Annotated in this window: 8 protein-coding genes; 7 read left to right on the plus strand and 1 reads right to left on the minus strand. The window is 59.4% G+C overall.

Annotation, left to right across the window (positions count from 1 at the left end; genetic code table 11):
* Window positions 1-50 precede the first annotated feature (50 nt).
* On the plus strand, window positions 51-2,729 hold the full coding sequence (gene mdeB, locus ATI14_RS21215; RefSeq protein WP_031319433.1) for an alpha-ketoglutarate dehydrogenase: 2,679 nt from the start codon (window positions 51-53) through the stop codon (window positions 2,727-2,729).
* A 122-nt stretch (window positions 2,730-2,851) separates the two neighbouring features.
* Here the strand turns inward: mdeB and ATI14_RS21220 are convergent, their stop codons facing one another.
* A complete protein-coding gene (locus tag ATI14_RS21220) occupies window positions 2,852-3,340 on the minus strand; it encodes a DUF1289 domain-containing protein (protein WP_026083357.1) in 489 nt (162 codons plus the stop codon).
* A 635-nt stretch (window positions 3,341-3,975) separates the two neighbouring features.
* Between ATI14_RS21220 and ATI14_RS21225 the strand changes: the two genes are divergently transcribed.
* The 6 genes from ATI14_RS21225 (at window position 3,976) to ATI14_RS21250 (ending at window position 12,412) form a co-directional block, all read left to right on the plus strand.
* On the plus strand, window positions 3,976-6,630 hold the full coding sequence (locus ATI14_RS21225; protein ID WP_016969109.1) for a glycosyltransferase: 2,655 nt from the start codon (window positions 3,976-3,978) through the stop codon (window positions 6,628-6,630).
* Window positions 6,630-8,078: a radical SAM protein gene (locus ATI14_RS21230; protein WP_080520686.1), complete on the plus strand. Its 1,449-nt coding sequence runs from the start codon at window positions 6,630-6,632 to the stop codon at window positions 8,076-8,078. The genes ATI14_RS21225 and ATI14_RS21230 overlap by 1 nt, the downstream gene beginning before the upstream one ends.
* The gene (locus tag ATI14_RS21235) at window positions 8,078-8,875 is read left to right on the plus strand and encodes a hypothetical protein (protein ID WP_016969111.1); all 798 of its coding nucleotides are present in this window, start codon (window positions 8,078-8,080) and stop codon (window positions 8,873-8,875) included. The genes ATI14_RS21230 and ATI14_RS21235 overlap by 1 nt, the downstream gene beginning before the upstream one ends.
* A 57-nt stretch (window positions 8,876-8,932) precedes the next feature.
* A complete protein-coding gene (locus ATI14_RS21240; protein WP_016969112.1) occupies window positions 8,933-10,081 on the plus strand; it encodes an MFS transporter in 1,149 nt (382 codons plus the stop codon).
* Window positions 10,082-10,095: 14 nt separating this feature from the next.
* The gene (locus tag ATI14_RS21245; RefSeq protein WP_016969113.1) at window positions 10,096-10,890 is read left to right on the plus strand and encodes a hypothetical protein; all 795 of its coding nucleotides are present in this window, start codon (window positions 10,096-10,098) and stop codon (window positions 10,888-10,890) included.
* 64 nt (window positions 10,891-10,954) lie between these two features.
* Window positions 10,955-12,412 (plus strand): MFS transporter, encoded by a 1,458-nt coding sequence (locus tag ATI14_RS21250; protein ID WP_020372572.1) that lies wholly within the window; start codon window positions 10,955-10,957, stop codon window positions 12,410-12,412.
* The last annotated feature ends 26 nt before the right edge of the window (window positions 12,413-12,438 follow it).

Below are 12,438 nucleotides of genomic sequence, written 5' to 3' on the forward strand. Positions count from 1 at the left end.
AAAAATCCTTTGGCACCGCCATAAACTGGAAAAAAAGCCCGGAGGTGCCCATGAACGGTTTCGCGAGTGCAGTGAATCAAACAGCAATGGACCAGGCAGAGCTGGACGAGTGGCGCGACGCCCTGGCATCGCTGGTGGCCAACGCCGGGCCAGCCAGGGCGCGGCAAATCCTCGACCTGCTGGCCCGCGAAGGTAGCGCGCCGCACATCGACTGGAAACCCCGCCACGGCACGCCTTATATCAATAGCATCAGCGTCGAGCAGCAACCGGCGTTTCCCGGTGACCTGGCCACCGAAGAGCGTCTGGCCTCGCTGGTGCGCTGGAATGCCCTGGCCATGGTGGTGCGCGCCAATCAGGCGTATGGCGAGCTCGGTGGGCATATCGCCAGTTACGCCAGTGCGGCGGATTTGTTCGAAGTGGGCTTTAACCACTTTTTCCGCGCCCGCAATGACAGCTTCGGCGGTGACCTGGTGTTCTATCAGCCGCATTCCGCGCCCGGTATTTATGCACGGGCGTTCCTCGAAGGGCGTCTGAGCGAGCAGGACCTTTCCCATTATCGCCAGGAAATCGGCGGGCCTCAGGTGGGCGCACGCGGTCTCTCCAGCTACCCGCACCCGTGGTTGATGCCGGACTTCTGGCAGTTCCCCACCGGCTCCATGGGCATTGGCCCGATCAGCTCGATTTTCCAGGCGCGCTTCATGCGTTACCTGCAACATCGCAACCTGCTGGACACTGCCGACCGCCACGTCTGGGGTGTGTTCGGCGACGGTGAAATGGACGAGCCGGAAAGCATGTCGGCCCTGACCCTGGCCGCCCGTGAGGGCCTGGACAACCTGACCTGGGTGGTCAACTGTAACCTGCAACGTCTCGACGGCCCGGTACGGGGCAACGGGCGGATCATCGACGAACTGGAAGCGCTGTTCGCCGGGGCCGGCTGGAACGTGATCAAGCTGGTGTGGGGTTCGGACTGGGATGCGTTGCTGGCCAAAGACGCCGACGGCTCGCTGGTCAACACCCTGTCGAACACCGTGGACGGTCAGTTCCAGACCTTTGCCGCCAAGGACGGAGCCTATAACCGTGAGCATTTCTTCGGCCAAAACGCGGCGCTGGCCAAGCTGGTCGAAGGCATGAGCGATGAGCAAATCGACCGCCTCAAGCGTGGCGGCCACGACATGATCAAGATCCACGCCGCCTACCACGCGGCGCGGCGGGTCAAGGGCAAGCCCACGGTGATCCTGGCCCAGACCAAGAAGGGCTTTGGCATGGGTGAGGCCGGGCAGGGCAAGATGACCACGCACCAGCAAAAGAAGCTCGACCGTGAAGCGCTGATTGCCTTCCGCAACCGCTTCCAGTTGCCGCTGAGCGATGAGCAGACCGAATCCCTGAGCTTCTTCAAACCCGCCGACGACAGCCAGGAGCTGCGTTACCTGCATAAAAGGCGTAACGCGCTGGGCGGTTATGTGCCGAGCCGCAGCCAGGTCGCCGCAACGGTGAGCGTGCCGCCTGTCACGGGCTACGCCGGTTTCGCCACCGCCGCTGACGGCAAGGAAATGTCCACCACCATGGCCTTTGTGCGCATGCTGACCAACCTGCTCAAGGACAAGGCGCTGGGCCCGCGCATCGTGCCGATTGTGGCGGACGAGGCGCGGACTTTCGGCATGGCCAACCTGTTCAAGCAGATCGGCATCTATTCCAGCGTCGGCCAGCGCTATGAGCCGGAAGACATCGGCTCGATTCTCAGCTATCGCGAAGCCACCGATGGGCAGATTCTTGAAGAAGGCATCAGTGAGGCCAGCGCCATCAGTTCCTGGGTCGCGGCGGCCACCAGTTATTCGGTGCACGGCCTGCGCATGTTGCCGTTCTACATCTATTACTCGATGTTTGGCTTCCAGCGGATCGGCGACCTGATCTGGGCCGCCGCCGACCAGCGCGCCCGGGGTTTCCTGCTGGGCGCGACGGCGGGGCGCACCACGCTGGGCGGCGAGGGCTTGCAGCATCAGGACGGCAGCAGCCACCTCACGGCCGCCACCGTGCCCAATTGCCGCGCCTACGATCCGGCATTCGCCGGCGAGTTTGCGGTGATCCTCGACCACGGCATGCGCCAGATGCTTGAACACGATGTGGATGAGTTCTACTACGTGACCCTGATGAACGAAAACTACCCGCAGCCAAGCCTGCCCGCGGGCGTTGAAGCGGCGGTCATCAAGGGTATGTATCGCCTCGAAGGCGTCGCCGACGCCAGGGTACGTCTGCTCGGCTCCGGCACCCTGGTGCGCGAAGCGCAAGCGGCAGCGCAGTTGCTCGCCGACGATTGGCAGGTGGCGAGCGAGGTGTTCAGCGTTACCAGCTTCAGCGAACTGGCGCGGGATGCGCGGGAGGTGGAGCGCTGGAATCGCCTGCACCCGCAGGAGGCGGCGCGCGTGAGCCATGTGAACGCCTGTCTGCCCCTGGGCGCGCCGGTGATCGCGGTGTCTGACTACGTGCGCGCGGTGCCGCAGATGATTGGTTCGTACATTGATTCCCGCTACACCGTGCTCGGCACCGACGGCTTCGGTCGCAGTGATACACGGGCGGCGTTGCGCGATTTCTTCGAGGTGGACCGCCATCACATCGTACTGGCGGCGCTGACGGCGTTGGTGGAGCAGGGGAGTTTGGCGCGGGAGGTGTGCCAGCAGGCAGTAGAGAAGTACGGCTTGCAGGCCGAGCGTGAACCGTCCTGGATCTTCTGAGCAACAGAGATCAAAGGTGGGAGCTGGCTTGCCTGCGATAGCGGTGGGTCAGCTACAGATGCATCGGATGACAGACCGCCATCGCCGGCAAGCCAGCTCCCACATGGGTTTTGTGGTGTGGCTTAGAAGGTGGCAATCAGGGCAGGGCCGAAAGCTTCCTTGAGGAAACCCGGGGCGATGTACCGCTCGTAATGCGCCTCCGACAACAGGAAAAACTCCCGGTCAATCGCATCGCGCAACTCCGCCAGGTGGCGCTCGCGAAACTCGGGCAGCAACGCCAGGCCATAAGCATCCAGTTTGGATATCACCCGTGCACCCCGTGCGATCAACTGATAAGCCCAGCAGTACGGCGACTGATGCGGCACAAAGCGAATTTTGCGGGCTTCCAGTTGCTGGCGTAGCAGGTGCGGATCAAACACTTCCAGCTTGCTCGCCATCACCTGTACCAGCAATTGCTCCAGGCGCAGCCACACGGCTTGTTTCTCTTCGGCGTTGTAGCCATTCCACTGGATCACTTCATGGTGATAGCGCTTGCAACCGCGGCACACCAGGTCACCGTAAACGGTGGAGCACAGGCCGACGCAGGGGGTCTTGATGGTTTGATTAGGCATAAAAAGCATCGTCAGGTGAAACAACACGGCCCCGGTGGGGGCTTTTCGAAGGCTTTGACACATTCCTGAAGCGCTAGTCTGAGTTTTTTTGACCCGGGTGTCACCCGTGCCGGCACGATTGCGTGCAGAGCAATGCTGCCAGGCCGAGCCGCCGGGCCGTACGCGTTTATTGATTGGATACTGAAATAAAAACCGAACTTATGGTTATTAGGCGCAATGCCATTAATGGCCTGAGGCTAGCAGTTAAAGGGCATAACCGCAGGAACTGTCGCAAATGTCGCCCTTTTGATTAGCCCTTAAAAAAATAAAAAACTTGTACGACAAGAGCCTTGATTTCACTGGTACAGACGAGTATTTTTTCCTACAGATTGTTACCAGGGAGGCTTTTAAACAATAAATATGACAAGACTAAAAGCACACATCGACATATGACCTCAAACGGTTGAAAGACGCGATACGCAAGCGTTGGCTTGCGCGTCTTCAAGTGCAAAAAAGTATTGGGTCGCCGCATTAACATGCTCGGCGTCTGCGTTATTCAGCGCTCTGTTATTTATGGCGAACGTTTAGCGTCGTCCAAGTAGTCTTTTTGAATACGTGATCATCCATGCATCTACATTGGTTTGGAGAGTATTGCTATGCCTGCCGGAGCGATATTTATATCATTTGATGCTGTCGCGGTATCGGGAATTACTGTTGAGGCACTGAAGATCGCCAAGGGTTTTGATCAGAAGGGTGTCCGGCTTTATCTCGATCTGGGGTATGACATCAAGTTGGACAAGGGCAACTTCAACAAGCCTTATAGTTACGAAATAGACCTGTACAAAGACCTCTTCACGTTGGTGCGAATCGAGAATATCGACGCCACGCCTCATTACAACGTCGACTTCATCGAGCATTCCCACGCGGTGCTGATCGCCGAGAAAACACCCGCCTCCGCCGACGAAAAAGACCGGCTTGCCAGTGCCATACGTGTTTCGGCGCAGGCCCTGGCCCAGCGCATCATCCAGCAATGGGATGCCTTGAATATCCGCTACGTCATCGTCGAAAACGGCACGCTGCCCGAAAACATCATTTATACCCAGGCGCTTTATCTGGCGATCGAGGCCTACGGCAACCAGCAGGGTCTGGGTAACTTCGTGATCTGGCGTGACCACGATTTAATGTGGAGCAGCGAAAAAAGTGCCATGAAATACGGGCCGGAGCCCTATACCCACGCGGTCAAACCGGTGCGCTCGCGGCACATCTCCTATGTGACACTCAATAACGATTTGAAAAACCGGCTCGAAGCCTGGTGCGACCATGAAGTGGAAGTCAAGGTGCGCAAAAACACCTATGACTTCAGTGGGCAGAAGCACTACACCAACATCAAGGAGCGTCTGGATATCCGGGACACCGATATCCTGATTGCCCGCACCACCCGGATCATTCCGCAAAAACGCCAGGACCGGGATATCTACCTGGTGCAGAAGCTTAACCAGCGCTTCGCCAACAGCGGCAGCCCGCGCCGGGTGTATCTGGCGGTGGCAGGTGATCCTGAAGAACACCCGGCGTTCTTCGCTGCGTTGAACGCACAGGTTAAGGAACTGCACGTCGAAGCCTACGTCAAGTTTATCGGTTCGTTATCCCATGACCTGATTCGCTCGAATAAATCCGACATCAGTATTGAAGACCTTTATTACTCCTGCGACCTGGTGTCTTTTTTAACATCCTGGGGGTATGACAGTTACGGTAATCCCGTCGGTGAAGCCATCAGTAGTCGTCGCTGTTATATCGCAACACGGTATGAATATTATCAGGAGGTGTACGGCCAACACGGTTTTGAAGCGCCCATCATGTCGATTACTGAAGAACAGGACGGGCTGCCGGATGATGGTTTTATCGACGAAGTTTACCAATTGTTGAATAACAGGTTGCTGATGGAGAAAGTGGCGCGCCGCAACTTCTCGATCGGGCGGCGGGCACTCGCCAATAACGTAATGGGCATGTTGGACTTGAATTCTTCCGGAGAAAGTATGCGTGATTCCGTGTTTGTCTCGGTGGTGCTGCCGCTTTATAACGAAAGCGACCGCATAGAAAGTGTGCTGGACTCTTTGTTCAATCAAAAAACAGAGGCGGGCCTGATAAGCCATGCCACGTATGAGTTGATCTTCGTCGACAATAACTCGACGGACGACTCCATCCAGAAAATCAATGCATTCAAGGCCAATAACCCCTCACTTGATATTTTTGTGATTGAGGAAACCACCCAGGGGGTTTCATCCGCCCGTAAACGCGGCATGGATTACGCCTCCGTGCGCTCGCGAAACCGCGACATACGGCTCGGTGAAGAGAACAAGCACTACATCGTCTCGGCGGATGCCGATTGCACCGTAGACCCTTATTGGCTGCATGCGTTGATCCTGAAAATGATCGAGGACAACGGCGACCTGGGCACCTGTAATTACTACTACAACGAAAGCGCCTTCGTAAATCGACCGAACCTGTACAACGAGATCCAGAAAACCCTGCGCTGCCGTGAAGTGTCCTTCTCGCTGTTCGGCGGTTTCCCGGATGGCAAGGGTTTCGCGGTGGAGCGGGGCTTGTACGACAAGGTCGGCGGGATCGAGATTTTTTACCAGTTGGACAAGGGGCGCTTCGTGGAGCACCTGTCCGATGACTGGGACTTCGGCATCCGCGTGATCGCCTGGGGTGGCAAGCCGGTCTATGCCCACAACTCGCGTATCGAAATCAACAGCCGCCGTGTGGATACGATTCTGGACGAGGTGATCACGGGCAACGCCTACGGTCAGGACGGCATCATCATCATGAAAGACGTGCGCCCGGACGTGGAACAGCAAATCCCCACGCTGAGCGACACCACGCCGGAACAGTCGGTGCAGGCCTGGCATTACTCGATCAAGGATTTCGTGCCGAAAAACATCGCTTTGCCGGCCCTGCTCAATCCGCAGATTTTGCTGGAGAACCCCGCCGTGCGTGACTTCTTCGGCGGCCCGGTGGCTGACCGCATGTACCAGCGCATTCATGAAATCAAGCACAGCTCGCGGGTGATCGACTTCAAGCCGATCCATGCCTACAAAACCCCCAGTTACCGCCTGTATTTCGAGTTTCGCGACGAGATTTTCAGCGCGCTGCGTCGCGCGGTGGGCGAAGACATCGGCTATGCGCCGCCCTTGCCGGAATGCTTCGAAACGGTCAAGGACGAGGACTTCGAACGTTTTGTGTACTACTTCGCCGAAGACCGCGAGTCGGGTGAAGCCCATAACTATTTTGCCAACGGCGGGGTGTTCTGATGACCAGTGAAGCGCTTGTATCACTTAACGACATCGACCCGAACTACCCGACGCCACGGGTCTACGACTTCCTCGCGCACCCGGATAACAGCGCGTTTCTGGAGTATGTGTACAACGACCCGTTCGGTTGCCACGTGTTTCCCGGCGACATCCCCGACTACCCGCTGCCGTCGTTTTTCCAGGACATGGACAACGAAATCAGGCAGGCCAAACAGATCCATCTGTGGGCGTACATTCCCACGTGCCGTTACCGCTGCCATTTCTGTCAGTACCCCACGGTGATCCTGAACCCCAAGGCCGCCTCCTCGCAAATCGTGTTCAAGGACCTGGTGGACTACAACATCAAGGAAGCCATGATGTGGCTGGAAAAAGTCCCGAGCCTGGCCCACGCCGAAGTCGGCGAATTCAACATCTTCGGCGGCACGCCTTCGCTGTTGCCGGACCCCGAATTGCGCAGGCTGATGGCGTTCTACCGCAGCCACTTCAATTTCTCGGTCGCCACCATGCGGTTTGAAGGTGAGCCGGGCACGTTGAACAAGGAATACCTGCTGCTGCTCAAGGAGCTGGGGTTTACCAAGATCAGCTTCGGCGCCCAGTCGTTCGATGACCGCATCATCACCGCCTGCGGGCGTATGCACTCGGCCGAAGAATGCGTGGACACCATCTACTTCGCCCGTGAGCTGGGCCTTGAGTGGGTCAGTGTCGACCTTATCTACGGCATGCTGGGGCAAAGCGTGGACGACGTGAAATATGACATGCAGCGCACCCTGGAGCTGGAGCTGTCCCACGTGGTGATCGCCAAGCTGCACATGGAAGAATTCATGAAAAGCCGCACGGGCGTGTCGGGCGAGAAACAGAGCCATTGGCAACGCAAGGGGCTGATCAACATCAACAACATGACCTTTCCGGGCCTGGGCAAGCAGTACCAGATGCGCGAAGTGGTCGAAGAGCACCTGAACGGCGGGTATGGCGAACACCCCACCATGTACTTTCACCAGAAGCAGCGTGAGCCGGAAAAGTGGAAAGGCCTGATCACCGACCTTGACAAGCAGTACCCGGAAGTCGCGATCGGCCTGGGTGGCAGCTCCAAGTGCACCCGCGCCGAAGCCATCAACATTACCGGCTATGCCAAGTACAAACAGGCGCTGGACGAAGACCGCCTGCCTATCGATAACAGCCGGGGCATGTCGGCGCTCGCGCGGGAAGTCAACGCGTTCAAGATGGCCTTGTCCACGCTGATCCCGGTGGATGACGCCGTGTTCAAACAGCGCTTTGGCGGCAACAGCTTCTTCGACAACCCGGTCATCAGCCGCACCCTCGACAAGCTGGTGGAGAAAGACCTGGTCACCGTGGAGGGCGACCGCGTGCACCTGAAGCCCAACGGCGTGACGCTGGTCGAAGCGGTCATCAATACCCAATTCGACACCCAAGCCGCTGGAGGCCACTGATGGCTCAACCCAAAGCCCCGGTGTTCAGCCTGCACTACGTGGCCATCGACCATGAGGCGGGGGTGACGCCCGAGCAGTTCGAGCAGTTTGTCCGTCACAAGGGCGTATACCTGCCGTGCTACCCCGGCTGGCGCTGGACCTTGCTGCGTGGCCTGCGCGGTGAGCGGGCCGGGCAGTTTCTGATGCTGTTCGAGATCGACAGCGCCGAGCAGCGGGATCGCTACGTGGAAGCCGACGGGAACAAGACCGAGCTGGCTCGCCAGTTCTGGCGCGAGCACCCCGAGGCACTGGACATTCTCGGCGAATGGAAGCGCTACGGCACGTACAGCGAACTGCCCACGTTGTTCACCGACTATCGGCTGCTGGCGGAAAACACCAAAAGCACGGTGCCTGACGGGCCGCGTTATGAAGGCCGGCCCGGCAAGGAACCGGTGGCGCGGGTGGTCGGCTTGCATAACCTGGCATTGCGCGCCGACGTGCAGCCGCAGACGTTCGAGACGTTCATCGCGCAAAACCACCACCGCATCGAGGATTACCCGGACTGGAAATTCCGCTTGCTCAAGGGCGAGCGGGGCAACCGCCTGGACCAATATGTAGTGTTCATGGAGATCGCCAGCCAGGCGGCGCTGGACGTGTTTTACCCCGAACCGGATATCGCCACCGACGAGGCGGCGATCTTTGCCCGGGCCCACCGCGACACCAAACAGATGTACGAGGAGTGGAAGCAACTGGCGTCGTTTTCCGGCTCGCCGCAGATCTACACCGACTACCTGGCGGTGGCGCAAAGTCTGAGCTGAGCCGGCCCTGCGCTCGGTGCCAAAGGAGGTGAATGCCCTGTGAATGTATCTGCCGCAATGCTTGATTCAAATGTTCGCCAGCAACGCGCCACACGCAGCATCTTTTTCATCGCCGGGTTGGGCATGGCGTCCTGGGCGCCGTTGATCCCGTTTGTCAAAACCCGGCTGGAGGTGAGCGATGCAACCCTGGGCCTGCTGCTGTTTTGCATCGCCGCCGGGTCGATGCTGGTCATGCCGTTTACCGGGCGAGCGATTGCCCGGTTCGGTTGCCGCACGCTGATCCTGGTGTGCTCTGTGGTGTTTTGCCTGGTGCTGCCGTTCATGATGTACGCCGCCTCACCGGTGGCGATTGCCGCGGCCTTGCTGGTGTTTGGGGCGGTCAACGGGCTGCTGGATGTGTCGATGAATGCCCAGGCGGTGATTGTCGAACGCGAAAGCGGGCAGGCGCGGATGTCCGGGTTTCATGGCTTCTACAGCATTGGCGGGGTTGCCGGCGCAGGGGGCGTGAGCCTGCTGTTGTGGGCCGGCTTGATGCCGTTGCCGGCCATTTCGCTGGTGGCGTTGCTGATCGCGCTGGTGGTGTTTCAGGCCAGCCCGCACTTGCTGACCAGACGGGCGGCGGTGGCCGGTGAGTCGGGAGGCACGCTGCAGGCGCTGGCACACCCGGGCGTGCTGTTTCTGGCGGCGCTGTGCTTTTTCATCTTCATGATTGAAGGCGCGATGCTCGACTGGTCTGCGGTGTTTTTGCACGCCGAACGCAACATGGAAAAAAGCCACGCAGGCTTTGGCTACACCTTGTATTCCATTGCCGTCGCCCTCGGCCGCTTGTACGGCGACCGCCTGGTCAACGCCGTGGGCCGCCAGCGCGTGCTGGTGCTCGGTAGCCTGTGCGCGGCGGCGGGCATTCTGCTGCTGGTCAGTGTCGACCGCCCGGGCGTAGCACTGGGCGGGTTCATCCTGGCGGGCGCGGGCTTGTCCAACATCGTGCCGATCCTGTTTACCGCCGCGGGCAACCAGCCCGGTGTGCGCTCGGATTACGCCCTGGCCGGCGTCACGCTGATCGGTTACACGGGCCTGTTGAGTGGCCCGGCCCTGATCGGTTTCATCGCTCACCATTCAAGCCTGGGCGCCGTGTTTGGCGCCGGCGTGGTGATCATGCTGCTTATCGCTTCCTGCGCCCGCCGTATTGCGCGGTACGGTGCTTAATCAATGGAGTTTTTATGAGTCAATTATCCGGTCCGGTGTTCAGCCTGAATTACATTGGTCTCAACTTGAAAAAAGGCGTCACGGCGCAAGACTTCGAACACTTCGTGCGGGAAAAAGGCGTGGGTATTCCGGCGTATCCGGGGTGGCAGTGGACCTTGCTCAAGGGGCTGCGCGGCGAACGCGTGGACCAATACCTGATGCTGTTCGAGGCCCCCAGTGCAGAGGATTACGCGCGGTATATCGACCACAATGGCGACCTGACCGCCCACGCGCAGGTGTTCTGGCACGAACACCAACAGGCGCAGGCGTTGATCGAAGAATGGAAAACCTACTCGACGTATGCCGAGCGGCCGACGATTTTTTCGTATTACGGGCTGGTCGCCGAAAACACCCGCAGCTCCTTGCCGGAAGGTCCCAACTACCGGGCCGTGCCTGGCCAGGCGCCCGTGGCGCGGCTGGTGGGCATTCATAACCTGGCCTTGCGTTCGGGCGTGACGCCGCAAACCTTTGAACGCTTCATCACCGACAATGTCCACCGCATAGACGATTACCCGGGTTGGAAATTCCACATGCTTAAAGGCCTGGGCGGCAGCCGTCTGGACCAATACGCGGTCATGCTGGAAATCGAAAGCCTGGCGTCGCTCAACTCGTTTCACCCCGAGCTGGATGTGTCGACCGAAAGAGCCGTGACGTTTGTGCGCGAGCACCAGGAAAGTGAGCGCATGTACGCCGAGTGGCGTGAGCTGGCGTCGTTTTCCGGGGCGCCGCAGATCTACACCGACTACATCACCATTGCGGGCAACGGGTAATCGCTTTGCTGAAGGCGGGGCCTTTCAGCGGGGCCCTTGAAGCCATTTCGAAAAGGACTTGCCGATGACGCTCCAAAGGCACGACAGCCCGAAAGCAGAGGCGTTTGAAACCGATCTCCCCGCACGCCTGGATCGATTACCCTGGGGCCGCTTTCACTCCTTGATGGTGTTTGCGCTGGGCATTACCTGGTTGCTCGACGGGCTGGAAGTCACGCTGGCCGGTTCGGTGTCCGGTGCCCTGAAAAGCAGCCCGGACCTGCACATGAGCAATGTGGATATCGGCCTGGCCGGCGGCGTCTACATCGCCGGCGCGGTGATCGGCGCCTTGCTGTTCGGCTGGCTGACCGATCGCCTGGGCCGCCGAAAACTGTTCTTCATTACCCTGTGGCTGTACATCGGCGCCACCGCCGCCACGGGGTTCTCCTTCAATCTTGAGTCGTTCCTGGTGTTTCGTTTCCTCACCGGCATGGGCATCGGCGGTGAGTACACGGCGATCAACTCGACTATCCAGGAGTTCACACCGGCACGCTATCGCGGCTGGGTAGACCTGACCGTCAACGGTACCTTCTGGCTCGGCGCGGCCCTGGGGGCGGGCGGGGCGATTGTGTTGCTGGACCCCGACGTGCTCGGCGGCGACCTCGGCTGGCGCGTGTGTTTCGGCATCGGCGCCGGACTGGGCCTGGTCATTCTGGTGATGCGCCTGTGGTTGCCGGAAAGCCCGCGCTGGCTGTTGATCCATGGCCGCCACGAAGAAGCGCGGCGTATTGTCGAAGGCATTGAAGAAAAGCTGCGCCGACAGGGGCACACCCTCTCGGCCGTGACGGGCAAGCGGCTGCGCCTGCATGCGCGAAGTCACACGCCGCTCGGCGAAATATTTCACACCCTGTTTGTCAGCTTCCGCCGCCGTGCGCTGGTCGGCATGACGTTACTGACTGCGCAGGCGTTCTTCTACAACGCCATTTTCTTTACCTATGCACTGGTACTCACTGATTTTTATCAGGTGCCTTCCGAACGTGTCGGCTGGTACGTGTTACCGCTGGCGCTGGGGAATTTTTGTGGCCCCCTTGTGCTGGGACGCCTGTTCGACGTGGTGGGACGGCGCATCATGATCAGCTCCACCTATGCGATTTCAGGGGTTTTGCTGGTTGCCAGTGGATACGCCTTCGAGCAAGGCTGGCTAAGCGTCACACAGCAAGCGGCGGCGTGGATGGTGATTTTCTTCTTCGCTTCGGCGGCGGCCAGCTCTGCCTACCTGACCGTGGCCGAGACGTTCCCGCTGGAAATCCGCGCACTCGCCATCGCGGTGTTTTACGCGCTCGGCACCGGGTTGGGCGGCATCATCGGCCCCACGCTGTTTGGTCAGTTGATTCAAAGCCACGAACGCAGCAGCCTGTTCATCGGCTATCTGATCGGTGCTGCCATGATGTGCCTGGCGGCGCTGGTGCAGGCGATCTGGGGCGTGGCGGCGGAGGGCAAGGCGCTGGAACATGTGGCCAGGCCATTGTCGCAAGCCAGCGATTGAGCCGGTCAGCGTAAAAAAGCCACCTC

Origin of the sequence: Pseudomonas tolaasii NCPPB 2192 (assembly GCF_002813445.1) — a bacterium.
GTDB lineage: Bacteria > Pseudomonadota > Gammaproteobacteria > Pseudomonadales > Pseudomonadaceae > Aquipseudomonas > Aquipseudomonas tolaasii.